Origin of the sequence: Streptomyces atratus (genome assembly GCF_014648655.1) — a bacterium.
Classification (GTDB): Bacteria; Actinomycetota; Actinomycetes; order Streptomycetales; family Streptomycetaceae; genus Streptomyces; species Streptomyces atratus.
Window position 1 is genome coordinate 152267 of the sequence record NZ_BMRN01000003.1, and the last position, 25628, is coordinate 177894.

The following is a 25628-nucleotide window of genomic DNA, read 5'->3' on the forward strand; positions in this document are numbered from 1 at the left end:
TGTGAAGATCAGCCCTCATCCGGCTTCATGATCATTCGCCGGGTGGTGGAGATCACAAACTCGGTGTACTACTCCGTGTCGCAGATCACAGGATGGCGGGCATAGGATGCGGGGCAGTCGGGCTTGTGAACTGCCTCACATGTACACGATCTTGGTGAGGTGGCGAGCCGAATCGCCCGATGCGGTCCAACGGTCAAGGACGACTGGAAGGAGCGAGGAGCGTGAATGCCTACGCGCCCATCCTCGTGCTCGGCGCCCTCGGGGCAGGGTTTGCGATCTTCTCCGTGGTCATGGCCACGCTTATCGGCCCGAAGCGGTACAACCGAGCAAAGCTCGAAGCGTACGAGTGCGGTATCGAACCCACCCCCACTCCAGCCGGAGGCGGCCGCTTCCCCATCAAGTACTACCTGACGGCGATGCTCTTCATCGTCTTCGACATCGAGATCGTCTTCCTCTATCCCTGGGCGGTCACCTTCGACGCCCTGGGGATCTTCGGGCTCGTGGAGATGCTGCTCTTCGTGCTCACCGTCTTCGTCGCCTACGCGTATGTATGGCGTCGCGGCGGCCTGGAATGGGACTGAGGGGCTGAGGGGCACACCATGGGACTCGAAGAGAAGCTGCCCAGCGGCTTCGTGCTGACCACTGTCGAGCAGGCCGCCGGCTGGGTGCGGAAGTCCTCCGTCTTCCCCGCCACCTTCGGCCTCGCCTGCTGCGCCATCGAGATGATGACGACCGGAGCCGGGCGTTACGACCTGGCCCGTTTCGGGATGGAGGTCTTCCGCGGATCGCCGCGACAGGCGGATCTGATGATCGTGGCAGGGCGGGTCAGTCAGAAGATGGCGCCCGTCCTGCGGCAGGTCTACGACCAGATGCCGAACCCCAAGTGGGTCATCTCCATGGGAGTTTGTGCATCATCGGGCGGGATGTTCAACAATTACGCCATTGTTCAGGGTGTTGATCATATTGTCCCGGTTGATATCTACTTGCCGGGCTGCCCGCCGCGGCCCGAGATGCTGATGGACGCGATCCTCAAGCTCCACCAGAAGATCCAGAGCTCCAAGCTCGGGGTCAACGCGGAGGAGGCCGCCCGCGAGGCCGAGGACGCGGCGCTCAAGGCACTGCCCCTGATCGAGATGAAGGGGCTCCTGCGGTGAGTGAGAACCAGAACCACGACGAGCAGAACAACAACGGTGTTCCCGCGCCGCGCGACGAGACCGGCGAGGTCATCGGCGTACGCAAGGGCATGTTCGGCGCCAACAACGGCGGCGACACCTCCGGCTACGGCGGCCTCGTCCGCACGGTGGCGCTGCCGGGCGCCACGTCCCGTCCGTACGGCGGCTGGTTCGACGAGCTGGCCGACGAGCTCGAAGGGGCCCTGGAGGAACAGGACCTGCTTCCCGAGAACGTCATCGAGAAGACCGTTGTCGACCGCGGCGAGCTCACCTTCCACATCGCCCGCGAACACCTCGTCCGGGTCGCCCGGACCCTGCGCGACGACCCGGCGCTGCGCTTCGAGCTCTGTACGGGGGTGAGCGGCGTCCACTTCCTCGGCGACAAGGGCCGGGAACTGCACGCCGTCTACCACCTGCGCTCGATCACGCACGGCCGGCTGATCCGCCTGGAGGTGTCGGCCCCGGACAACGATCCGCACATCCCGTCCCTCGTCGAGGTCTACCCGACCAACGACTGGCACGAGCGTGAGGCATACGACTTCTTCGGGCTCATCTTCGACGGGCACCCCGCCCTCACCCGGATCATGATGCCGGACGACTGGCAGGGCTTCCCGCAGCGCAAGGACTACCCGCTCGGCGGCATCGCCATCGAGTACAAGGGCGCCCAGATCCCGGCTCCGGACCAGCGGAGGTCGTACTCCTGATGTCTACTCCCCATGCAACACCTCGGGCGACGACCGAGGGGACTGTATATACAGTCACCGGCGGCGACTGGGACGAGGTCGTCGAGTCGGCGGTCAAGTCCGACGACGAGCGCATCATCGTCAACATGGGCCCTCAGCACCCGTCCACGCACGGGGTGCTGCGGCTGATCCTGGAGATCGACGGCGAGACCGTCACCGAGGCCCGCTGTGGCATCGGCTACCTCCACACCGGCATCGAGAAGAATCTCGAATTCCGGAACTGGACCCAGGGCACCACCTTCGTGACGCGTATGGATTACCTGACGCCGTTCTTCAACGAGGCGGCGTACTGCCTGGGCGTCGAGAAGCTCCTCGGCATCGAGGACCAGATCCCTGACCGGGCCAGCATCCTGCGCGTGCTCCTGATGGAGCTCAACCGGATCTCCTCGCACCTGGTGTGCATCGCCACCGGCGGCATGGAGCTCGGCGCCACCACGATCATGATCTACGGCTTCCGTGATCGTGAACTCGTTCTCGACCTCTTCGAGCTGATCACCGGCCTGCGGATGAACCATGCGTTCATCCGGCCCGGCGGACTCGCCCAGGACCTCCCGCCCGGTGCGATCGACCAGCTCCGCGAGTTCGTGAAGACCATGAAGAAGAACCTGCCGGAGTACGACAAGCTCGCCACCGGCAACCCGATCTTCAAGGCCCGTATGCAGGACGTCGGCTATCTCGATCTGACCGGCTGCATGGCACTCGGCGCCACCGGCCCGATCCTGCGCTCCGCCGGACTCCCGCACGACCTGCGCAAGACGGACCCCTACTGCGGATACGAGAACTACGAGTTCGACGTCCCCACCGCCGACAGTTGCGACGCGTACGGCCGCTTCCTCATCCGGCTCGAGGAGATGCGCCAGTCGCTGCGGATCGTCGAGCAGTGCATCGACCGGCTCGCCCCCGGGCCGGTGATGGTTGCCGACAAGAAGATCGCCTGGCCGGCCCAGCTCGCGCTCGGTCCGGACGGGCTCGGCAACTCGCTCGACCACATCAAGAAGATCATGGGCACCTCCATGGAGGCCCTGATCCACCACTTCAAGCTGGTGACCGAGGGCTTCCGGGTCCCGGCCGGGCAGACGTACACCGCCGTCGAGTCGCCCAAGGGCGAGCTCGGCGTCCATGTCGTCTCGGACGGCGGCACCCGCCCCTACCGGGTCCACTTCCGCGACCCGTCCTTCACCAATCTGCAGGCCATGGCGGCGATGTGCGAGGGCGGCCAGGTCGCCGACGTCATCGTCGCCGTCGCGTCCATCGACCCCGTGATGGGAGGCGTCGACCGGTGACCGAAACACGTCAGGAAGTCAGTCTGGGGATGCCGCAGCTCCCCGCCCCCGCCTACCCGGCCGAGGTGCGCGCCAGGCTCGAAGCGGACGCGAAGGAGGTGATCGCCCGCTACCCCGGCAGCCGCTCCGCGCTGCTGCCGCTGCTGCACCTGGTGCAGTCCGAGGAGGGCTACGTCTCCCGTACGGGCATGGCGTTCTGCGCCGAGCTGCTCGGCCTCACCACCGCCGAGGTCACCGCGGTCGCCACCTTCTACACGATGTACCGGCGCAAGCCGAGCGGTGACTACCAGGTCGGTGTCTGCACCAACACGCTGTGCGCGGTGATGGGCGGCGACGCCATCTTCGACCGGCTCAAGGAGCACCTCGGCGTCGGCAACGACGAGACAACCGAGGACGGCAAGGTCACCCTCGAACACATCGAGTGCAACGCGGCCTGCGACTTCGCTCCCGTGGTGATGGTCAACTGGGAGTTCTTCGACAACCAGACGCCCGAGAGCGCGACGCGCCTGGTCGACGACCTGATCGCCGGGCGCACCGTCGAACCCACCCGTGGCGCGCCCCTTTGCTCGTACAAGGAGACGTCCCGGATTCTGGCCGGCTTCCCCGACGAGCGCCCCGGTGCCGTCGAGGCGTCCGGCGGCGCGGGCCCCGCCTCGCTGATCGGTCTCCGGCTCGCCAGGGGCGAGGAGCCGTACCCGAGGGTCGTCGCCCCGCGGGGCGAGTCGGGGCACGCCGATGCCCCGCAGGACCCGGAGCACCCGTCCGGCCCGACAGGCGAGGAGGGAGAGTGATGACGTTGGCAACCGAAATCAACGACAACGGCAGCGGGGGCAGCCCCGAGAAGCTGCTCGCCCCCGTCCTCTCCGCCTTCTGGGACCAGCCGGAATCCTGGACCCTGGAGACCTACCGGCGTCACGAGGGGTACGAGGGTCTGCGCAAGGCCCTCGCCATGCCGCCGGACGACCTCATCGCGTACGTCAAGGACTCCGGTCTGCGCGGCCGCGGCGGCGCGGGCTTCCCCACCGGCATGAAGTGGCAGTTCATCCCGCAGGGCGACGGCAAACCGCACTATCTGGTGGTCAACGCCGACGAGTCGGAGCCCGGGACCTGCAAGGACATCCCGCTCCTCTTCGCCAACCCGCACAGCCTCATCGAAGGCATCGTGATCGCCTGCTACGCGATCCGTTCCTCGCATGCGTTCATCTATCTGCGCGGTGAAGTCGTCCCCGTACTGCGGCGGTTGCACGAGGCCGTGCGCGAGGCGTACGAGGCGGGCTTCCTCGGGACGAACATCCTGGGCTCGGGACTCGACCTGGAGCTCACCGTGCACGCGGGCGCGGGCGCGTACATCTGCGGTGAGGAGACCGCACTGCTCGACTCGCTCGAAGGGCGACGCGGCCAGCCCCGGCTGCGGCCTCCCTTCCCCGCGGTCGCCGGTCTGTACGCCTGCCCCACTGTGGTGAACAACGTCGAGTCCATCGCCTCGGTTCCCGCGATCCTGAACCGGGGCAAGGACTGGTTCAAGTCGATGGGCAGCGAGAAGTCCCCGGGCTTCACGCTGTATTCGCTCAGCGGGCATGTCGCGAGCCCCGGCCAGTACGAGGCCCCGCTCGGCATCACGCTGCGCCAACTGCTCGACATGAGCGGCGGCATGCGCGCCGGCCACCGGCTGAAGTTCTGGACCCCCGGCGGCTCCTCGACCCCGATGTTCACCGACGAGCACCTCGATGTACCGCTCGACTACGAGGGTGTCGGCGCCGCCGGTTCCATGCTGGGAACCAAGGCGCTCCAGTGCTTCGACGAGACGACCTGCGTGGTGCGGGCCGTCACCCGCTGGACCGAGTTCTACGCCCATGAGTCCTGCGGCAAGTGCACACCGTGCCGCGAAGGCACCTACTGGCTGGTCCAGTTGCTCCGCGACATCGAGGCCGGCAAGGGACAGATGGCCGACCTCGACAAGCTGAACGACATCGCCGACAACATCAACGGCAAGTCCTTCTGTGCCCTCGGCGACGGCGCGGCCTCGCCGATCTTCTCCTCGCTGAAGTACTTCCGCGAGGAGTACGAGCAGCACATCACGGGCAGGGGCTGCCCCTTCGATCCCGCCAGGTCGACCGCCTGGGCCGACGACAAGAACGCTCACCAGGGGGTGAACGCATGACAGTCACCACGAGTGCGCCCTCCGGGGGCGGCGAGGCGGCCCTTCCGCCCGAGGACCTCGTCACGCTGACGATCGACGGCATCGAGATCAGCGTGCCCAAGGGCACCCTGGTCATCCGGGCCGCCGAACTCCTCGGCATCGAGATCCCGCGTTTCTGCGACCACCCGCTCCTCGACCCGGCCGGCGCCTGCCGCCAGTGCATCGTCGAGGTCGAGGGGCAGCGCAAGCCGATGGCGTCCTGCACCATCACCTGCACCGACGGCATGGTGGTGAGGTCGCAGCTCACCTCGCCCGTCGCCGAGAAGGCGCAGAAGGGTGTGATGGAGCTGCTGCTCATCAACCACCCGCTGGACTGCCCGGTCTGCGACAAGGGCGGTGAGTGCCCGCTGCAGAATCAGGCGATGTCGCACGGCGGCGCCGACTCCCGCTTCGACGGCAAGAAGCGCACGTTCGAGAAGCCCGTCCCGATCTCCACCCAGGTGCTGCTGGACCGTGAGCGGTGTGTGCTCTGCGCACGCTGCACCCGGTTCTCCAACCAGGTGGCGGGCGACCCGATGATCGAGCTCCTGGAGCGCGGTGCGCTCCAGCAGGTCGGTACTGGCGAGGGCGACCCCTTCGAGTCGTACTTCTCCGGGAACACCATCCAGATCTGCCCGGTCGGAGCGCTGACCTCGGCGGCGTACCGGTTCCGCTCCCGGCCCTTCGACCTGGTGTCGTCGCCGTCGGTGTGCGAGCACTGCGCGGGCGGCTGCGCGACCCGTACCGACCACCGGCGCGGCAAGGTCATGCGGCGGCTCGCCGCCAACGACCCCGAGGTCAACGAGGAGTGGGTCTGCGACAAGGGCCGCTTCGGCTTCCGTTACGCGCAACAGCCAGGCCGGCTCACCACTCCGCTGGTACGCAACGCGGACGGCGTCCTGGAACCGGCGAGCTGGCCCGAGGCGCTGGACGCCGCGGCCGCCGGACTCGCCGCCGCACGCGGCAGGACGGGTGTCCTCGCGGGCGGCCGGCTGACCGTCGAGGACGCTTACGCGTACAGCAAGTTCGCCCGGATCGCGCTGGACACGAACGACGTCGACTTCCGGGCCCGGGTGCACAGCAGCGAGGAGGCCGACTTCCTGGCCGCCCGCGTGGCCGGGCGCGGCCGGGACCTGGACGGCAGCGGTGTCACGTACACCTCGCTGGAGAAGGCCCCGGCGGTGCTGCTGGTCGGGTTCGAGTCGGAGGAGGAGGCGCCCGGCGTCTTCCTGCGGCTGCGCAAGGCGAACCGTAAGCACGGACAGCGCACGTTCGCCGTCGCCTCGCACGCCACGCGCGGCCTCACGAAGGCGGGCGGCACGCTGCTTCCGGCCGCCCCCGGCACCGAGACCGAGTGGCTGGACGCGATCGCGGGCGGCGTCGGACTCGACGGCGACGGAGCCGCGGCGGCCGAGGCGCTGCGCGGCGGTGGCGCCGTGATCGTGGTCGGTGAGCGGCTGGCGGCCGTGCCGGGCGGGCTCACCGCCGCGGTACGGACAGCCACCGCCACCGGGGCCACGCTGGTGTGGATTCCGCGCCGGGCCGGCGAGCGCGGTGCGGTGGAGGCGGGTGCGCTTCCGTCGCTGCTGCCCGGCGGCCGTCCGGCGACCGACCCGAGGGCCAGGGACGAGGTGGCGGCCGTCTGGGGCGTCGCCGAGCTCCCGTCCCGCTTCGGCCGCGACACCGGCCAGATCGTGGAGGCCGCGGCCACCGGTGAACTGGGCGCGCTGGTCGTCGCCGGGGTCGAGACCGTGGACCTGCCGGACCCGGCACGAGCCCTGGAGGCGCTGGACCAGGTCGGCTTCCTGGTCTCGCTGGAGCTGCGGCCCAGCGAGGTGACCGAGCGGGCCGATGTGGTCTTCCCGGTCGCCGCGGTGGCCGAGAAGTCCGGCACCTTCCTCAACTGGGAGGGCAGGGCGCGGATGTTCGAGGCGGCGCTGAAGCCCGAGCAGATGACGCGGACGCTCGCGCCGACCGATGCGCGGGTGCTGCACATGCTGGCCGACGCGCTGGCCCGCGCCGGAGGCGCTGATGAAGTCAGTCGCTTCGCGCTGCCGGATCTGAAGTCCGTACGCCGTGAGCTGGACCGGCTCGGCGGCTGGACCGGTACGCACGCCACCGACCCGAACGAGCCGGCGCAGCCGATGCCCAGGCCCGGCGACGGCGAGGCGGTCCTCGCGGGCCACCGGATGCTGCTCGATCTGGGCCGGCTCCAGGAGGGCGACGACGCGCTGGCCGGCACCCGGCACGCCTCGGTCGCCCGGCTCTCCGCCGTCACCGCGGCCGAGACGGGCGTGAAGGACGGCGATCTGCTGGCCGTCACCGGCCCGGCGGGCAGCGTCGAACTCCCGTTGAAGGTCACCGACATGCCGGACCGGGTGGTCTGGGTGCCGCTGAACTCCGTCGGGCGGGGCGTCCCGGCCGACACCGGCGCCCAGCCCGGCGGTCTGGTCCGGATCGGCCCCGCCGCACCGGGCACTCCCGACGTCACACCGGAGGTGGGGGCGTGACTGCCTTCGCTCAACTGGCCGCGGCACCGCACAGTGCCGTACTCGCCGCCGAGGATCTGTCGATGTTCGGCACCGACCCGTGGTGGCTCGTCGTCATCAAGGCGGTGTTCTGCTTCGCGTTCCTGATGGTGACCGTGCTCTTCTCCATCGTGTGGGAGCGCAAGGTCGTCGCCTGGATGCAGCTGCGCATCGGCCCCAACCGGCACGGCCCCTGGGGCATGCTCCAGTCGCTCGCCGACGGCATCAAGCTGATGCTGAAGGAAGACGTCGTCGTCAAGCGTGCCGACAAGGTCGTGTACGTGCTCGCGCCGATCGTCGCCGCCATCCCCGCGTTCATGGCGATCGCGGTGATCCCGTTCGGCCCGTCCGACGAGGTCTCGATCTTCGGGCACCGTACGGCGATGCAGCTCACCGACCTGCCGATCGCGATGCTCTACGTCCTCGCGGTCGCCTCGGTCGGGATCTACGGCATCGTGCTGGCGGGCTGGTCGTCCGGATCGACGTACCCGCTCCTCGGCGGTCTGCGCTCGTGCGCGCAGATGATCAGCTACGAGATCGCGATGGGCGCCGCGTTCGCCTCGGTCTTCCTCTACTCCGGGTCGATGTCGACCTCGAAGATCGTGGAGGCGCAGCAGGACCGCTGGTTCATCATCCTGCTGCCGGTCTCCTTCATCGTCTACATCGTCACGATGGTCGGTGAGACCAACCGGGCCCCGTTCGACATGCCGGAGTCCGAGGGCGACCTGGTCGGCGGCTTCAACACCGAGTACTCATCGATCAAGTTCGCAATGTTCATGCTTGCCGAGTACGTCAACATGGTCACCGTCTCCGCGGTCTCCACGACTCTGTTCCTGGGCGGCTGGCGGGCCCCGTGGCCGATCAGCACCTTCTGGGAGGGCGCGAACCACGGCTGGTGGCCGATGCTCTGGTTCGTCATCAAGGTCCAGCTGCTGCTGTTCTTCTTCATCTGGCTGCGCGGCACGCTGCCCCGGGTCCGCTACGACCAGCTGATGAAGCTCGGCTGGAAGGTCCTGATCCCGGTCTCGCTGCTCTGGCTGATGCTGGTCGCGACGGTGCGGGCGCTGCGCAACGAGGGGTACGACTTCTCGAAGATCGTGCTGTACGTGGCCGGGGCCGTGATCGCGATCCTGCTGATCTCCTTCGTCGCCGACATCTTCCGCGACAAGAAGGGCCGCGCCGCCGAGGCGGAAGCGGGACCGGAACCGGCGTTCGACCCGATGGCGGGCGGATTCCCGGTGCCGCCGCTGCCCGGACAGACTCTGCCGCCGGTGCCGCGCCGCAGGCCGCGCAGCGAGCGGGAGCTCGTTGTCAGTGGTGGGCCGGACACTGAGAGTGACGGAAATTCGAGTGACGGAAAGGAGGCTGACGGTGTCTGAGTCATCAGAGCCCTCGGAGGAGAAGTTCCAGAACCCTGTCGCCGGCTTCGGCGTGACCTTCAAGGCCATGTTCAAGAAGCGGCTGACCGAGCAGTATCCGGAAACGCAGAAGGTGACGGCGCCGCGCTTCCACGGCCGGCATCAGCTCAACCGTCACCCGGACGGTCTGGAGAAGTGCGTCGGCTGCGAGCTGTGCGCCTGGGCATGTCCGGCGGACGCGATCTACGTGGAGGGCGCGGACAACACCGACGAGGAGCGCTACTCCCCGGGGGAGCGCTACGGCCGCGTCTACCAGATCAACTACGCGCGCTGCATTCTCTGCGGACTGTGCATCGAGGCGTGCCCGACCCGGGCGCTGACGATGACCAATGAGTTCGAGCTCGCCAACACCACCCGCGAGAGCCTCATCTACACCAAGGACGAGCTGCTCGCGGGCCTGGAGGAGGGCATGGTCGACACTCCGCACGCGATCTACCCCGGGATGGACGAGCAGGACTACTACCGGGGTCTTGTCACCGGGGCCGCGCCCGGTACGGAGCGCCAGGCCGCGGTCTCCAAGGGCGAGTCCAAGCAGGACAACGGGCACGGAAGCGGCTCGGCGCGGGAGGTGGACGCATGACCGGCCTGGCCGCAGCGGCCTCCCAGACCTCGACCGGTGAGGCCTTCCAGTTCTGGGTGCTCGGCACTGTCGCCGTGATCGGCGCGCTGTCCACCGTACTGATGAAAAAGGCCGTGCACAGTGCGCTGAGCCTCGCCGGGACCATGATCGTCCTGGCGGTGTTCTACCTCGCCAACGGCGCCTACTTCCTGGGTGTCGTCCAGATCGTCGTCTACACCGGCGCGATCATGATGCTGTTCCTCTTCGTGGTCATGCTCGTCGGAGTCACGGCGGCCGACTCGCTGAAAGAGACCCTCAAGGGCCAGCGCTGGCTGGCCGCGGGCTGCGGGATCGGCTTCGGCGTCCTGCTCATCGCGGGCATCGGCAACGCCTCGCTGAACAGCTTCAACGGGCTCGGCACCGCCAACGCCGAGCACGGCGGGAACATCGAGGGGCTGGCCAGCCTCATCTTCACCAAGTACGTCTTCGCCTTCGAGATCACCGGCGCCCTGCTGATCACGGCGACGGTCGGCGCGATGGTGCTCACCCACCGGGAGCGCACCGAACGGGCCAAGACCCAGCGGGAGATGTCCGAGGAGCGCGTACGCGGCAAGCAGCTGCCGCCGCTGCCCGCCCCCGGCGTCTACGCCCGGCACAACGCCGTGGACATCCCGGGTCTGCTCCCGGACGGCACACCGTCCGAGCTCACCGTCATGCAGACGCTGCGCAATCGCGGGCAGATCCGCGATGTGTCGAACGAGTCGCTGGACCAGCTCAAGGCGCTGGAGCAGCGCTCCGAGGAGCGACTCGGCCGTGACAACGAAGACGAGGAGGTCGCCAAGTGAATCCGGTCAACTACCTCTATCTCGCCGCTCTGTTGTTCACCATCGGTGCGGCCGGGGTGCTGATCCGACGGAACGCGATCGTGGTGTTCATGTGCGTGGAGCTGATGCTCAACGCCTGCAACCTCGCGTTCGTGACCTTCTCCCGGATGCACGGCAATCTCGACGGGCAGATCATCGCCTTCTTCACGATGGTCGTCGCCGCCGCCGAGGTCGTGGTCGGGCTCGCGATCATCGTGTCGGTGTTCCGTTCCCGCCACTCGGCCTCGGTCGACGACGCCAGCCTGATGAAGCTGTAAGGGGACGTTGAATCGTGGAGAACCTGATTGCGCTGCTCGTCGCGGCGCCTCTGCTCGGAGCCGCGGTCCTGCTCTGCGGCGGCCGACGGCTGGACCGTGCCGGACACTGGGTCGGCACCCTGCTCGCCGCCGCGTCGTTCGTCATCGGTGTCGTGCTCTTCCTCGACATGCTGGGGAAGGGCGCGGAGGACCGGGCGCTGCACCAGAAGCTGTTCAGCTGGATTCCGGTCGAGGGCTTCCAGGCCGATGTGGCCTTCCAGCTCGACCAGTTGTCGATGACGTTCGTGCTGCTGATCACCGGTGTGGGCACGCTGATCCACATCTACTCGATCGGCTACATGGCGCACGACGAGCGCCGGCGCCGCTTCTTCGGTTATCTGAACCTGTTCCTCGCGGCGATGCTGATCCTGGTCATCGCCGACAACTACCTGCTGCTGTACGTCGGGTGGGAGGGCGTCGGTCTGGCGTCGTACCTGCTGATCGGCTTCTGGCAGCACAAGCCCAGCGCGGCGACGGCCGCCAAGAAGGCATTCCTGGTCAACCGGGTCGGCGACATGGGCCTGTCGATCGCGATCATGCTGATGTTCACCACATTCGGCACCTTCGCCTTCGGCCCCGTCCTGGGGGCGACCGGTCAGACGAGCGAGGGCAAGCTGACGGCGATCGGCCTGATGCTGCTGCTCGCGGCCTGCGGCAAGTCGGCCCAGGTGCCGCTGCAGTCCTGGCTCGGTGACGCGATGGAGGGCCCGACCCCGGTCTCGGCCCTCATCCACGCCGCGACCATGGTGACCGCGGGTGTCTACCTCATCGTCCGGTCCGGTGCGATCTTCAACGCGGCGCCGGACGCACAACTGGCCGTCGTGGTCGTCGGTGCGGTCACGCTGCTCTTCGGTGCGATCGTCGGTTGCGCGAAGGACGACATCAAGAAGGCCCTCGCCGGGTCGACGATGTCGCAGATCGGCTACATGATCCTGGCCGCCGGGCTCGGCCCGATCGGCTACGTCTTCGCGATCATGCACCTGGTGACCCACGGCTTCTTCAAGGCCGGGCTCTTCCTCGGCGCCGGTTCGGTCATGCACGGTATGAACGACGAGGTCGACATGAGGAAGTTCGGCGGCCTCAGGACGTACATGCCGGTCACCTTCATCACCTTCGGCCTCGGCTATCTGGCGATCATCGGTTTCCCCGGTCTGTCCGGCTTCTTCTCCAAGGACAAGATCATCGAGGCGGCCTTCGCCAAGGGCGGCGCCGAGGGCTGGATCCTCGGCTCGGTGGCCCTGCTGGGTGCCGCGATCACCGCGTTCTACATGACGCGCGTGATGCTGCTGACGTTCTTCGGCGAGAAGCGCTGGCAGCCCGACGCCCAGGGGAATGAGCCGCATCCGCACGAGTCCCCGAAGTCGATGACCATCCCCATGATCATCCTGGCGTTCGGGTCGGTCTTCGCCGGAGGCCTCTTCTCCATCGGCGACCGCTTCCTGAACTGGCTGGAGCCGGTCACCGGCCACAGCCACGGCCACGCGCCGGTCAGCGCCGCGACCGTCACCGCCGCCACCATGGTGGTGCTCGTCATCGGCGTCGCCATCGCCTGGGCGATGTACGGACGCAAGCCCGTTCCGGTCGTCGCGCCGCGCGGCTCGCTGCTCACCCGGGCCGCCCGCCGCGATCTCCTCCAGGACGACTTCAACCATGTGGTCCTGGTCCGCGGCGGCGAGCACCTCACCCGCTCCCTGGTGTACGTCGACCACACCCTGGTCGACGGCGTCGTCAACGGCACGGCCGCCTCGATGGGCGGGCTCTCCGGCCGGCTGCGCAAACTGCAGAACGGCTACGCCCGCTCCTACGCGGTCTCGATGTTCGGCGGTACGGCGGTCGTCATCGCCGCGACCCTGCTGATGAGGGCGGTCTGATCACATGTCCTTTCCCCTCCTGACAGCGACGGCGGCGCTCCCGGCGATCGGTGCGATCGCCACCGCCGCCGTCCCGGCCGCCCGGCGCACCACCGCCAAATGGCTGGCGCTGCTCTTCTCGCTGGCCACGCTCGTACTGGCGGGCATCGCGCTCGCCCGCTTCGAGCCCGGGGGCGCCCGCTACCAGCTCACCGAATCGCACGCCTGGATCAAGGACTTCGGCGTCCGGTACGAACTGGGCGTGGACGGCATCGGGCTGGCGCTCATGGCGCTCACCGCCCTGCTGATCCCCTTCGTCATCCTGGCCGGCTGGCACGACGCCGACCCGTCCCCAAGCTCTCAACTCCGTTCGAGCAGGGGAGGCCCCAACGAGACCAAGCCGTATCGATGGCGGCCGACTCAGGGCTTCTTCGCCCTGATCCTGATGGTCGAAGCGATGGTGATCCTCTCCTTCGAGGCCACCGACGTCTTCCTCTTCTACATCCTCTTCGAAGCCATGCTCATCCCGATGTACTTCCTCATCGGCGGCTTCGGGGACCGGGCACACACCGGCAGCGACGAGAACGCGGCGGCGCAACGCTCCTACGCCGCCGTCAAGTTCCTCCTCTACAACCTGGTCGGCGGCCTCATCATGCTGGCCGCCGTGATCGGCCTGTACGTGGTCGCGGGGACGTTCTCGCTCTCCGAGATCGCCGAGGCCCGGGCGAGCGGCTCGCTCTCCATGGCGACCAGCACGGAGCGCTGGCTCTTCCTCGGGTTCTTCTTCGCCTTCGCGGTGAAGGCCCCGCTGTGGCCGCTGCACACCTGGCTGCCCAACGCCATGGGTGAGGCGACCTCCCCGGTCGCCGTCCTGATCACCGCGGTCGTGGACAAGGTCGGCACCTTCGCGATGCTCCGCTTCTGCCTCCAGCTCTTCCCGGAGGCCAGCAAGTGGGCGACACCGGTGATCGTCGTCCTGGCACTGATCAGCATCGTGTACGGGGCACTGCTCGCCGTCGGCCAGCGCGACATCAAGCGGCTGATCGCCTATGCGTCGATCTCGCACTTCGGCTTCATCGTCCTGGGCATCTTCGCGATGACCAGCCAAGGCCAGTCGGGCGCCACGCTCTACATGGTCAACCACGGAATCTCGACCGCCGCGCTGATGCTGGTGGCGGGCTTCCTGATCACCCGGCGCGGTTCGCGGCTCATCGCCGACTACGGCGGGGTGCAGAAGGTGGCGCCGGTCCTGGCCGGCACCTTCCTGATCGGCGGCCTGGCCACCCTGTCACTGCCCGGACTCGCCCCGTTCGTCAGTGAGTTCCTGGTCCTGGTCGGCACGTTCAGCGCCTATCCGGCAGCGGGCATCGTCGCCACGACCGGCATAGTGCTCGCTGCGCTCTACGTCCTCGTCCTCTACCAGCGGACGATGACGGGCCCGGTGAAGGCCGAGGTCCAGGGCATGGCGGACCTCAAGGTCCGGGAGCTGGTGGTGGTCCTTCCGCTGATCGCGCTGCTGCTCTTCCTGGGTGTCTATCCGAAGCCGCTGACGGAGATCGTCAACCCGGCGGTGCAGCACACCATGTCGGACGTCCAGAAGAAGGACCCCCAGCCTGAGGTGGAGGCCGCCAAGTGAGCGCAACAGCTGTCCACAGCCTGTGGACAATGGCGGGCGGGGTGACATCGGCCGCCCCGGCCGAGAAGTTCAAGGCACCGGTCATCGAGTACGCACAGCTGACCCCGGTCCTCATTGTGATCGGTGTCGCCGTCGTGGGCGTACTCGTCGAGGCCTTTGTGCCGCGCCGGGCCCGCTACTACACGCAGGTCTTCCTGACGGTCGTCGCCCTCGCCGCCGCGTTCGCCGCGGTCATCGGCCTGGCGGCCGGGGGGTACGGCACGACGAAGGCGCACATCGCCGCGATGGGTGCCATCGCGATCGACGGGCCGACACTCTTCCTGCAGGGCACCATCCTGCTGACCTCACTGGTCGCCGTCTTCACCTTCGCCGAGCGGCGGCTCGACCCCGCCGCGCACGGCAACCACGTCGACTCGTTCGCCGCACAGGCCGCTTCGGTCCCCGGCAGCGACAGCGAGAAGGCAGCGGTCAGGGCCGGATTCACCACCACCGAGGTCTTCCCGCTGGTCCTCTTCTCGGTGGCCGGCATGCTGGTCTTCCCGGCGGCCAACGATCTGCTGACGCTCTTCGTGGCCCTGGAGGTCTTCTCCCTCCCGCTCTACCTCCTGTGCGCCGTCGCCCGCCGCAAGCGGCTGATGTCGCAGGAGGCCGCGGTGAAGTACTTCCTGCTCGGCGCCTTCTCGTCGGCATTCCTGCTCTTCGGGATCGCCCTGCTGTACGGGTACGCGGGCTCCGTCTCGTACGCCACCATCGCGAACGTGGTCGACGGCTCCGTCACCCGGATCGATCCGGCGCTCGCCGACACCATGGGCAACGACGCGCTGCTCCTGATCGGCGGGGCGATGATCCTGACCGGTCTGCTCTTCAAGGTCGGCGCCGTCCCGTTCCACATGTGGACCCCGGACGTCTACCAGGGCGCCCCGACCCCGGTCACCGGCTTCATGGCCGCTGCCACCAAGGTCGCCGCGTTCGGTGCGCTGCTGCGCCTGCTGTACGTGGTGCTGCCGGGCCTCGCCTGGGACTGGCGCCCGGTCATGTGGGCCGTCGCGATCGTCACGATGCTGGGCGGTGCGATCGTCGCCATCACCCAGACCGACATCAAGCGGCTGCTCGCCTACTCCTCGATCGCACACGCCGGCTTCATCCTCGCCGGTGTCATCGCGACCACCCCGGACGGCATCTCGTCGGTCCTCTTCTACCTGGGCGCGTACTCCTTCGTCACGGTCGGCGCGTTCGCCGTCGTCACCCTGGTGCGCGACGCGGGCGGCGAGGCGACGCATCTGTCGAAGTGGGCCGGGCTCGGCCGGCGCTCGCCGCTGGTCGCCGCGGTCTTCGCGGTGTTCCTGCTGGCCTTCGCCGGTATCCCGCTCACCTCGGGGTTCTCCGGAAAGTTCGCCGTCTTCAAGGCCGCGGCGGACGGCGGTGCGGGCGGCCTGGTCGTGGTCGGTGTGATCTCGTCGGCGATCGCCGCGTTCTTCTACATCCGGGTCATCGTGCTGATGTTCTTCAGCGAGCCGAAGGCGGACGGCCCGACGGTCGCCGTCCCGTCCCCGCTGACGATGACGACGATCGGGGTCGGGGTCGCGGTCACACTGGTGCTGGGCCTGGCCCCGCAGTACTTCCTGGACCTGGCGAGCCAGGCGGGAGTGTTCGTGAGGTAGCACACACGCACGCAGCTGGGACAACGCCGGACGGGCCCGAGAAGTCAAGCCCGTCCGGCGTTGTCGTAGGCGGCGCCTATCGTGGCAGGGGACGGCGGCAGGACAGAACGGCACGACTTCGGGGGACAGGGCAATGGGCGCGACGGGCGGGACCATGGATGTGACCGAGAGCGACGCGCGGCAGACGCTGCACCGGGTGTTCGGGTACGAGGCGTTCCGCGGCGAGCAGGAAGCGATCGTCGACCATGTGGTGGCGGGCGGGGACGCCGTCGTGCTCATGCCGACCGGTGGCGGAAAGTCCCTCTGCTACCAGATCCCGGCCCTGGTCAGAGCCGGTACCGGCATCGTCATCTCACCTTTGATCGCCCTGATGCAGGACCAGGTGGACGCGCTGCGGGCGCTCGGTGTGCGGGCCGGCTTCATCAACTCCACGCAGGATTTCGACGAGCGCCGCTCGATGGAGGCCCAGTTCGTCGCCGGCGAGCTCGACCTGCTCTATCTGGCTCCGGAGCGGCTCCGCCTGGACGCCACGCTCGGCCTGCTCTCCCGCGGCGAGATCTCCGTCTTCGCGATCGACGAGGCGCACTGCGTCGCCCAGTGGGGCCACGACTTCCGCCCGGACTATCTGACCCTCTCCGTCCTCGGCGAGCGCTGGCCCGACGTACCGCGCATCGCCCTGACGGCCACCGCGACCAACGCCACGCACCAGGAGATCACGCAGCGCCTGGGCATGCCGGACGCGAAGCACTTCGTCGCCAGCTTCGACCGGCCCAACATCCAGTACCGGATCGTGCCGAAGGCCGACCCGAAGAAGCAGCTGCTCTCCTTCCTCAAGGAGGAGCACGCCGGGGACGCGGGCATCGTCTACTGCCTGTCGCGCAACTCGACCGAGAAGACCGCCGAGTATCTCTGCCGCAACGGCATCGAGGCCGTCCCGTACCACGCCGGTCTGGACGCGGGCACGCGCGCCGTCCACCAGTCCCGCTTCCTGCGCGAGGAGGGCCTGGTCGTCGTCGCGACCATCGCCTTCGGCATGGGCATCGACAAGCCGGACGTACGCTTCGTCGCCCACCTGGACCTGCCGAAATCGGTCGAGGGCTACTACCAGGAGACCGGCCGCGCCGGGCGTGACGGGCTGCCGTCCACGGCCTGGATGGCGTACGGGCTCCAGGACGTGGTCCAGCAGCGCAAGCTCATCCAGGGCGGTGAGGGCGACGAGGCGTTCCGCCGCCGCGCGGCCTCCCACCTCGACTCGATGCTGGCCCTGTGCGAGACGGTCCAGTGCCGCCGCGCGCAGCTCCTGACGTACTTCGGCCAGGAGCCCACCGCCGCGACCTGCGGAAACTGCGACACCTGCCTCATCCCGCCCGAGACCTGGGACGGCACGGTGGTCGCGCAGAAACTGCTGTCGACCGTCGTGCGGCTGAAGCGGGAGCGGGGGCAGAAGTTCGGTGCGGGCCAGATCGTCGACATCCTGCTCGGCCGCAAGACGGCGAAGGTCATCCAGTTCGACCACGACCAGCTCTCGGTCTTCGGCATCGGCGAGGAGCTGGCCGAGGCCGAATGGCGCGGAGTCGTACGGCAGTTGCTCGCCCAGGGGCTGATCGCGGTCGAGGGCGAGTACGGCACGCTGGTGCTGACTCAGGAAAGCGGCTCGGTGCTCGGCCGGGAGCGCGAGGTGCTGCTGCGCAAGGAGGCGCCGAAGCCCGCGTCGCGCTCCACGAAGGGCGAACGCAAGGCGAAGCCCCAGACGGCCGCCGCCGAGCTGGCGCCCGAGGCCGTCCCGGTCTTCGAAGCGCTACGGACCTGGCGCGGCGCCCAGGCGAAGGAACAGGGCGTCCCGGCGTACGTCATCTTCCACGACGCGACGCTGCGCGAGATCGCCACGGTGCGACCGGACTCGGTGTCCGCGCTGGGGGGCATCAGCGGCCTGGGCGAGAAGAAGCTGGCGACGTACGGAGAGGGGGTGCTGGAGGTGCTCGCGTCGTTCGGGGATGTCACGACGGGCCCGGAGCCCGGCCCTGCGGTGGTCCCCGCCGCACCGGTCCCGGCGGCTCCGGGGGGCCGGGTCGCGTCGGCGGCCGAACTGCCGGGGACCGCCGACGAGGCCACCCCGCTCGTGGAGCAGCCGCCCACGGCCCCGCGCCCGGCTGCTCAGGCGCCCGCCCCGCGCCCGGCCGCAAGGGTGACGGTCCCCGACGCCGACCCGGAGTGGGGCTGGGACGAGGAACCGCCCGAGTACGAGTGACTGTCGAGGCCGGGCGGTGGCGCCACCGGAGCTACTCCGGGGGCGCTGCCCGGCGGCGCGCGGTGATGGCGGTGAGATCCAGATCGGCCGGGAAGGGGACGGAGACCTTCATCCGGTCGTGGAAGATCCCGGTGGAGGTGTAGGCACCGGTCGACGGCTCCAGCTCGAAGACGTAGACCACCGCCCTGCCGTCGTGGTTCTCCACTCGCCAGTAGTGCGGGATCCTGGCCCGCGCGTATTTCACGGGCTTGGTCTCCCGGTCCCGGGTCAGGGACTCCGGGGAGACGACCTCGATCGCCAGCCGTACGGACTCGGCGGGGAAGCGGGTCTGGTTCGGGTCCTGGATGATCTCGCCGTCCACGACGATCACATCGGGTTCGGGCCGGTTGTAGCGGTCGATGTCGATGGTGAATTCGCGCACGACCTCAAGGTCGGGCGGTACCAGCGACTGCAGCTGCCATTCGAAAAAGCTGACCGCCCGTGAATGGAAAAGGGTCTGCGGACTCACGAAAACAAGACTCCCGTCGATCAGCTCCGTGTGCGGAGGCAGATTCGGGAGTGTGTCCAGGTCATCGGCGGTCCAGCCACCCACGGGCGGAACCGCCCACCGCGGCTCGGGGGCCTCGGGTTCGATGCTCATCAGTGCTCCCATGCGCGGAGTCTCGCGGATCTGTCCAGCGTATCCGCCGAGAACCGGTTCCGAACCGCGCGAACAGGTGAACCAATTGCGGGACATTGACGGCCGCGCTCCGTCAGGAGCGCGGCCGTCGACGGGCAGGCGTCATGCGGACGGCACGATCCGTCCCGTGACCTCGCCGAGGCCGACCCGCGTGCCGTCCGGGCCCGGTGCCCAGGCCGTCATCGTCACCGTGTCGCCGTCCTCCAGGAACGTCCGCTTGCCGTCCGGGAGGTCCAGCGGGTCGCGGCCGTTCCAGGTCAGTTCCAGGAGCGAGCCGCGCTGTCCGGGCTCGGCGCCGCTGACCGTGCCGGAGCCGTAAAGATCACCGGTGCGCAGCGACGCGCCGTTCACCGTCATCTGGGCCAGCATCTGGGCCGCCGTCCAGTACATGGTGGCGAACGGCGGCTCGGCGACCAGCTGTCCGTTGATCGCGACGGAGATCCGCAGGTCGAGGCCGCCGGCCTCCTCCTCGCCCGCGTCCTCCAGGTAGGGGAGCAGCGGGAAGTCGCGGGCCGGGGGTGCGATCCGGGCCGCCTCCAGGGCTTCGAGCGGCGTCACCCATGCTGATACGGACGTGGCGAAGGACTTGCCGAGGAACGGGCCGAGCGGGACGTACTCCCAGGCCTGGATGTCCCGCGCCGACCAGTCGTTGAGCAGCGAGAGACCGAAGACATGGTCGCGGAAGTCGCCGAGCGGGACCGGACGGCCCTGCTCGGAGCCCACTCCGACGACGAAGCAGACCTCGGCCTCGATGTCGAGCTTGATGGAAGGACCGAAGACGGGGGCCGCGTCGGCGGGCGCCTTGCGCTGGCCGGACGGGCGCACCACATCCGTGCCGGAGACGACGACGGTGCCGGACCTGCCGTGGTAGCCGATCGGGAGGTGCTTCCAGTTGGGCGTCAGCGCGTCACCGTTCGGCCGGAAGATCTTTCCGACGTTGGTGGCGTGGTTCTCGCTCGCGTAGAAGTCGACGTAGTCCGCGACCTCGTACGGCAGGTGGAGCGTCACGGACTCGACCGGGTGCAGCAGCGGTTCGATGTCCGCGCGGTGTGCCGGGACCGTCACCCAAGCGGTCAGCGCCCGTCGGACGTCCCGCCAGGCGGTGCGGCCGGCGGCCAGCAGCGCGGTCAGGTCCGGCTGGGCGAGAAGCTGTGCGTAGGGCGAGCCGAGTGCGTGTGCCGCCGCTCCGGCGTCCAGTACGTGGCTGCCGATGCGGACGCCGACCCGGCGGTCCTCGGGGTGGTCGGGGGTGGAGAACACACCGTACGGAAGGTTGTGCGGACCGAAGGGGTCGCCCTCGGCCAGATCGAGCGGGCTGCTCTGCTCGGGCATGTGTTGCTGCCTCGCTTTCCAGGTCGCTTGGGGGACACGTTACGTCGGTGTTGCTACCCCGCGGGAGTGTCCCAACTGCTCCTGATGCCCGGAAAGTTCCGCCGTGCCCCCTGCTGTACGGGGGCACGGCGGTGGGTTCACCCGGCCGTGCGCGGGATCCGCTTCTCCCAGGTCCGGTGGAAGACGACTTCGCCGCCGTCCTTGCACAGCACCTCGTCGGACGTGATGAAGTCGGTTTCGTCCGCACTGATTTCGGACCGGGTCTCGATCCGTACGTCCCACGCCATCTCCGGCCGGTGCAGCCGGATCGACCAGTCGGAGCGGGTGCGTGCGGAGAGCGGTTCGTTCTCCTGGATCGTGTACGTCTCCACGGCGTCCTCGGTGAATTCCAGGCCGTCCGGGTAGACGCGGGTGCCGCCGTAGCGCGGGTCGACCTCCAGTCGCCATTCGCCCTTGGCGACATCGCGGACCACCAGGCGCTCGGGGCGCTGTTCGTCGAGCGTCACCGGGTGGACGACGCCGAGCGGCTCCGACTGCTCCGGCTCCTCGAACCGGATCGCGGGGTCCTCGGTGTGCCGGCGTACCGGCAGTTCGACGAAGCTGCCGACGGCGTCCAGGGTGAAGCCGACCGACCCGGCCTGCGGCCAGATCCACGGCCAGTACGAGGAGGAGACCGCGAGCCTGATCCGGTGGCCGGGCGGGAAGGTGTGCCCGATGCCGTTCAGGTCGAAGGTCACGTCCTCGGTCCCGCCCACCGGCCAGTCCTCCGCACGGTCGCGGCCGTGCCGTGCGGAGAGGTTGAGCGCGCCGCGGGTCACCAGGGTGGAGGAGCCGTCCGGTGCGACGTCGCAGAGCCGGGCGATCGCCTGGCCGCGCGGCACGTCCATCCGGATGCGCAGCTTCACCCGGGGGCGGCCCAGGATCTCGATCGGGGCGTCCTCGACCGGGAACTCGAAGCAGACCGACTTGGCGTCCTCGTCGCGCTGGTCGGGCGGCAGGTCGGCGTCGTTGCCGAACGGGAAGAAGCGCCCGGCGTCCAGACCGGTCTGCTGGGGCGAGTCGACGATCTGCGGGCCGCCCTGGAGGGCGTACGCGACCGGCGCGATGTTCTTCGAGGGCCAGCCGGTCTCACCGACCCAGCGGCCGGGCAGCGTCTCGTACACCGTGGCGGGCCGGTGGGACTCGCTGATCCAGGACCGCAGCAGGGGCTCGGCCATGATGCCGGTGTCCTTGTCCTTCAGGTGCTGGTCCCACCAGCGCAGCGTCTCCTGGAGGAAGCCGATTGCCGGACCGGGCGGCAGACCCCGGTCGGGGTACTGGTGCGACCAGGGCCCGATCAGCCCGCGGACCTTGTCCGGGCCGAGGTGTTCGACGAGCCGCAGGACGGTGTCGCGGTACGGGTCGTGCCAGCCGCCCACCGCGAGGACGTTCGCTGTGATCGCGGAGTAGTCCTCGCAGACGCTGCCGTGCTTCCAGTAGTCGTCGCGGGTCTGGTGCGCCAGCCAGGTGTGGATGAATGGTTCGACCGTTTCCAGCCGATTCAGCCACATGTCCTTCCAGCCCTCGCCGACCTGTGCCGGATCCGGCGGGCGGGCGACGAAGGCCAGCATGGTGGCCGCCCAGGCGTGCATGTCGACGGCGAGGACCGAGCCGCCCATGTAGTGGACGTCGTTGTCGTAGCGGTCGTCGGTCGAGCAGACGGTGACGACGGCCTTCAGCGGCTCGGGGGCCAGCGCCGCGATCTGGAGCGAGTTGAAGCCGCCCCAGGAGATGCCGAACATGCCGACCCGGCCGGAGCACCATTCCTGCTCGGCCAGCCAGTGGATGACGGCGACCCCGTCGGCCAGCTCCGTCGCGTCGTACTCGTCGCCCGGCATTCCCTCGCTGTTGCCGTGTCCGCGTACGTCCACCCGGACGGAGGCGTAGCCATGGCCCGCGTACCAGGGGTGGCGCTGCCAGTCGCGTGGCGCCGTCCAGTCGCTCAGCCGGTACGGCAGATATTCGAGGAGCGCGGGGACGGGTTCGTCGGTGATGGGCCGCCAGATCCGGGCGTAGAGCCGGGTGCCGTCCGGCAGCGGAATGTAGACGTCCTCATGGGTGGTGTCATACGGATACGTGGTGCGGATGTGCATGGCGGTACCTCAGTGGACGGGGTGCATGGTGCGCTTGAGCCAGGGTGCGGCGGCGATGACGGCCACACCGGCCACCACCGCGATTGCGCCATTGATACCGAAGTAGGCGGGGTTGGAGACCTCGCCGTACAGCTTCACGACCTGGGCCTGGATGCCGTTGGCGAGGGCCAGCGAGAGGAACCAGAGCGCCATGGTCTGGCTGGCGAACGCCTTGGGCGCGAGCTTCGTGGTCGCGGACATGCCGGAGGTCTCCAGCAGGATGTCGCCGAGGCCGAGCAGCAGATACGAGCCGACGATCCACCAGGCGGCCATCTTGTAGGTGTCGCCGGAGTGCCCGGAGGTCGGCAGCACCATCAGCAGGAACGACAGTCCGCCGAGGATCACCCCGATCGCGATCTTGTTGGAGGCGTGCGGCTGACGCGGGCCCATCCGGGCCCAGACGGCGGCGACCACCGGGGCGAGCGCGACCTCGAAGGCGCCGAGCGCGGAGGCGTACCAGCTCGCCGGGAAGTGGAAGCCGAGGATCTCGGTATTGGCGTTGGTCGACGCGAGCAGAATCATCGTCGAGTACGCCTGGAAGAGGATGAAGTTGAAGACGACGGAGGCCAGGAACAGCACCACGTACGGGCGCAGCCTGCCGCGTTCCTCGCTGGTGACCCGCGGGTTGCGGAACATCACCACGAAGTACACGACCGGTGCGATCACCGAGATGAGGGTGAGCAGGTCGACGAAACGGTTCATGGTCAGCCACCCCGAAAGGGCCAGCGCGGTGGCGACGGCGGCGACCACGACGGCACCCGCCACGATCAGCCGGACGGCGCGGCGCATCGGCTCCGGAGCCAGCGCGAATTCGGCGCTGTGCTTTCGCCCGGCCAGGTGACGCCGGCCCAGTACGTACTGGATCAGACCGAGCGTCATACCGAAGGCGGCGGCCGAGAAGCCCCAGTGCCAGCTCGCATGGTCCCCGAGCCAGCCGGTGACCAGCGGGCCGAGGAACGCCCCGATGTTGATGCCCATGTAGTAGAGCGCGAAGCCGGCGTCGCGGCGCTCGTCCTCGGTGCGGTAGAGCTTGCCGACCATGGTCGCCACATTGGGCTTGAGCAGACCGGTTCCGGCGCTGATCAGACCGAGGCCGGTCCACGTCATGGCATCGGTGGGCACCGCCATGGCGTAATGCCCGCACGCGATGAGAATTCCGCCGTACAGGACGGCGCGGTACGAGCCGAGGATCCGGTCGGCCAGCCAGCCGCCGGCCACGGAGACCAGGTAGACCAGGGTGCCGTAGGCGGCCGAGACGGACGCCGCGGTGCCCACATCCATGCCCATGCCGCCGTGGGCGACGGTGTCGGCGAAGTAGAGGACCAGGATCGCCTGCATGCCGAGGAACGAGAACCGTTCCCAGACCTCCAGGCCGGACAGGGTCATCAGGCCCCGTGGCTGGCCGAAAAAGGCATGGTCGTCGCCGGGCGGCGGCGGTGTCGGTTCAGTGTCGGTTGCCGTGAGGGACAAAGGGAGAACTCCTGATCGTATGAGCTGATCCCGAACATACCGGCGGTGGCGGGAAGGCGCCCACTGTGATCGAAAGGGGACCGGATACGCTGACTTGAGTGATGACAGCGACAGATCGACATTCCGTGTGATCGTCAGCAGACAGGAGATCCCCTCGTGACCGTCGTCGGGCCGTTCGGACTGAGCGTGCGGGACCACGCTCTTGAGGCCGATGTCCAGGCCGGTTTGGCTGCTGTCGAGTCGGGGCTGCTCGATGCCACCAAGAGCGGCGTGCCCTTCATCACGGAGGCCGCGCAGCATCTCGTACGCGCCGGGGGCAAGCGATTCAGGCCACTGCTGGCCATGCTGGCCGCCCAGTTCGGCGACCCCGACGCGCCGGGTGTCGTGCCCGCCGCCGTCGTCGTCGAGCTGACCCATCTCGCGACGCTCTACCACGACGACGTGATGGACGAGGCGGACGTACGACGTGGCGTCGACAGCGCCAACACCCGCTGGGGCAACTCGGTGGCCGTCCTGACCGGCGACTTCCTCTTCGCCCGCGCCTCGCACATACTGGCCGACCTCGGTCCGGAGGCCGTACGCATCCAGGCGGAGGCGTTCGAGCGGCTGGTCACCGGCCAGATCCTGGAGACCGCGGGCCCGGGCGACGGGCGCGACCCGGTCGAGCACTACCTCGAAGTGATGCGCGGCAAGACCGGCTCGCTGATCGCCGTGGCCTGCCGGTTCGGCGCGATGATGGCCGGCGCGGACGAGACGGCCGTCGACATCCTCACCCAGTACGGGGAGCGGCTCGGCGTCGCCTTCCAGCTCGCCGACGATGTGCTCGACATCGCCTCCGACTCCCACGAGTCCGGCAAGACCCCCGGCACCGACCTGCGCGAAGGCATCCCGACGCTCCCCGTGCTCCATCTGCGGGCCCGGGCCGCGGCCGACGGAAAGCGGGACGACCTGGAACTCGTCGAGCTGCTCGACAGCGACCTGAGCGACGACGCCCGGCACGCCGAGGCGCTGCGCAGGCTGCGCGCCCACCCGGCGCTGGAGCAGGCGCGACGGGACACCATCCGGTACGCGCAGGAGGCGCGTGCGACGCTGGCGCCGCTGCCCGCGGGCTACGCGAAGGCCGCGCTGGAGGAGCTGTGCGACGCGGTGGTGCACCGGGCGGGCTGAGCCCGTCCCCGCCTTCGGTGCGCTGCTTTCGCGGTGGTCCGGTGGTCGGGTGAGTTCCGAGGCCGAACCTGTTGACCGGCCCGGGACGTGGTCCAAAGGCGCTTTCGGCCGTACCGGATTCGGGCCGGTGGCGCCTCGCCCGTCCCGGGCCGGCGCCCGGCGGGTCCCGCCGGTATGACCTGCCCGGAAGAGGGCGCCCCTGGCGCCGCATCCCAGGCACGTCCGTACCTCGGCCCCGGTCGGGCGGGACTTCCCGCCGTTGCCCGAGGCATGGCGCACCGGGGGCCGCGGGTTCTGTCGCCCCAGGTGCGCCGAGGGCGTACGCGGCCCTGACCGACGGTCATCCGCAGAT

General features: G+C 68.9%; 20 protein-coding genes. 16 read left to right on the top strand and 4 right to left on the bottom strand.

The genetic code is table 11. The features are described 5' to 3' along the window. The first annotated feature begins 221 nt into the window (after nt 1–221). From IEZ15_RS06300 to recQ, 15 genes are all read left to right on the top strand, one after another. Entirely contained in the window at nt 222–581 is a 360-nt protein-coding gene (locus tag IEZ15_RS06300; RefSeq protein ID WP_003992243.1) for an NADH-quinone oxidoreductase subunit A, read from the top strand. 18 nt (nt 582–599) lie between these two features. Then, nucleotides 600–1154 (top strand): NuoB/complex I 20 kDa subunit family protein, encoded by a 555-nt coding sequence (locus tag IEZ15_RS06305; protein ID WP_030975705.1) that lies wholly within the window; start codon nt 600–602, stop codon nt 1152–1154. After that, nucleotides 1151–1876, top strand: a complete 726-nt coding sequence (locus tag IEZ15_RS06310; RefSeq protein ID WP_189274913.1) for an NADH-quinone oxidoreductase subunit C — start codon at nt 1151–1153, stop codon at nt 1874–1876. Before IEZ15_RS06305 ends, IEZ15_RS06310 begins: the two co-directional genes overlap by 4 nt. Next, a complete protein-coding gene (locus tag IEZ15_RS06315) occupies nt 1876–3198 on the top strand; it encodes an NADH-quinone oxidoreductase subunit D (RefSeq protein ID WP_114246031.1) in 1323 nt (440 codons plus the stop codon). Before IEZ15_RS06310 ends, IEZ15_RS06315 begins: the two co-directional genes overlap by 1 nt. Nucleotides 3199–3227: 29 nt before the next feature. Then, nucleotides 3228–3989 carry an NADH-quinone oxidoreductase subunit NuoE gene (gene nuoE, locus IEZ15_RS06320; protein ID WP_189275362.1) on the top strand — a complete coding sequence of 254 codons (762 nt, stop codon included), beginning with the start codon at nt 3228–3230 and terminating at the stop codon, nt 3987–3989. Then, nucleotides 3986–5359: an NADH-quinone oxidoreductase subunit NuoF gene (nuoF, locus tag IEZ15_RS06325; protein ID WP_189274915.1), complete on the top strand. Its 1374-nt coding sequence runs from the start codon at nt 3986–3988 to the stop codon at nt 5357–5359. The genes nuoE and nuoF overlap by 4 nt, the downstream gene beginning before the upstream one ends. After that, a complete protein-coding gene (locus tag IEZ15_RS06330; RefSeq protein ID WP_189274917.1) occupies nt 5356–7887 on the top strand; it encodes an NADH-quinone oxidoreductase subunit G in 2532 nt (843 codons plus the stop codon). The genes nuoF and IEZ15_RS06330 overlap by 4 nt, the downstream gene beginning before the upstream one ends. Next, entirely contained in the window at nt 7884–9284 is a 1401-nt protein-coding gene (gene nuoH, locus IEZ15_RS06335; RefSeq protein ID WP_189274919.1) for an NADH-quinone oxidoreductase subunit NuoH, read from the top strand. The genes IEZ15_RS06330 and nuoH overlap by 4 nt, the downstream gene beginning before the upstream one ends. Beyond that, nucleotides 9277–9903, top strand: a complete 627-nt coding sequence (gene nuoI / locus IEZ15_RS06340; protein WP_114246036.1) for an NADH-quinone oxidoreductase subunit NuoI — start codon at nt 9277–9279, stop codon at nt 9901–9903. Before nuoH ends, nuoI begins: the two co-directional genes overlap by 8 nt. Further along, nucleotides 9900–10727: an NADH-quinone oxidoreductase subunit J gene (locus tag IEZ15_RS06345; protein ID WP_189274921.1), complete on the top strand. Its 828-nt coding sequence runs from the start codon at nt 9900–9902 to the stop codon at nt 10725–10727. The genes nuoI and IEZ15_RS06345 overlap by 4 nt, the downstream gene beginning before the upstream one ends. After that, nucleotides 10724–11023: an NADH-quinone oxidoreductase subunit NuoK gene (gene nuoK / locus IEZ15_RS06350; RefSeq protein WP_093543641.1), complete on the top strand. Its 300-nt coding sequence runs from the start codon at nt 10724–10726 to the stop codon at nt 11021–11023. The genes IEZ15_RS06345 and nuoK overlap by 4 nt, the downstream gene beginning before the upstream one ends. A gap of 14 nt (nt 11024–11037) precedes the next feature. Beyond that, entirely contained in the window at nt 11038–12933 is a 1896-nt protein-coding gene (nuoL, locus tag IEZ15_RS06355; RefSeq protein WP_189274923.1) for an NADH-quinone oxidoreductase subunit L, read from the top strand. A 4-nt stretch (nt 12934–12937) separates the two neighbouring features. After that, nucleotides 12938–14548 (top strand): NADH-quinone oxidoreductase subunit M, encoded by a 1611-nt coding sequence (locus IEZ15_RS06360; protein WP_189274925.1) that lies wholly within the window; start codon nt 12938–12940, stop codon nt 14546–14548. Continuing rightward, nucleotides 14545–16209 (top strand): NADH-quinone oxidoreductase subunit NuoN, encoded by a 1665-nt coding sequence (gene nuoN / locus IEZ15_RS06365; RefSeq protein WP_189274927.1) that lies wholly within the window; start codon nt 14545–14547, stop codon nt 16207–16209. The genes IEZ15_RS06360 and nuoN overlap by 4 nt, the downstream gene beginning before the upstream one ends. Before the next feature lie 154 nt (nt 16210–16363). Further along, on the top strand, nt 16364–18457 hold the full coding sequence (recQ, locus tag IEZ15_RS06370; RefSeq protein WP_189275365.1) for a DNA helicase RecQ: 2094 nt from the start codon (nt 16364–16366) through the stop codon (nt 18455–18457). 31 nt (nt 18458–18488) lie between these two features. On the opposite strand, the gene IEZ15_RS06375 is transcribed toward recQ, so the two are convergent. From IEZ15_RS06375 to IEZ15_RS06390, 4 genes are all read right to left on the bottom strand, one after another. Continuing rightward, nucleotides 18489–19097, bottom strand: coding sequence for a Uma2 family endonuclease (locus IEZ15_RS06375; protein WP_189274929.1), 609 nt, complete (start codon nt 19095–19097; stop codon nt 18489–18491). 141 nt (nt 19098–19238) lie between these two features. Beyond that, a complete protein-coding gene (gene fahA / locus IEZ15_RS06380) occupies nt 19239–20468 on the bottom strand; it encodes a fumarylacetoacetase (protein WP_189274931.1) in 1230 nt (409 codons plus the stop codon). A 137-nt stretch (nt 20469–20605) separates the two neighbouring features. Then, nucleotides 20606–22600, bottom strand: coding sequence for a CocE/NonD family hydrolase (locus IEZ15_RS06385; RefSeq protein WP_189274933.1), 1995 nt, complete (start codon nt 22598–22600; stop codon nt 20606–20608). Between the two features lie 9 nt (nt 22601–22609). Then, nucleotides 22610–24109: a peptide MFS transporter gene (locus tag IEZ15_RS06390; protein ID WP_114246042.1), complete on the bottom strand. Its 1500-nt coding sequence runs from the start codon at nt 24107–24109 to the stop codon at nt 22610–22612. 156 nt (nt 24110–24265) lie between these two features. Here IEZ15_RS06390 and IEZ15_RS06395 point away from each other — a divergent pair, with 156 nt between their 5' ends. After that, nucleotides 24266–25276 (top strand): polyprenyl synthetase family protein, encoded by a 1011-nt coding sequence (locus IEZ15_RS06395; protein WP_114246043.1) that lies wholly within the window; start codon nt 24266–24268, stop codon nt 25274–25276. Nucleotides 25277–25628: the final 352 nt, after the last annotated feature.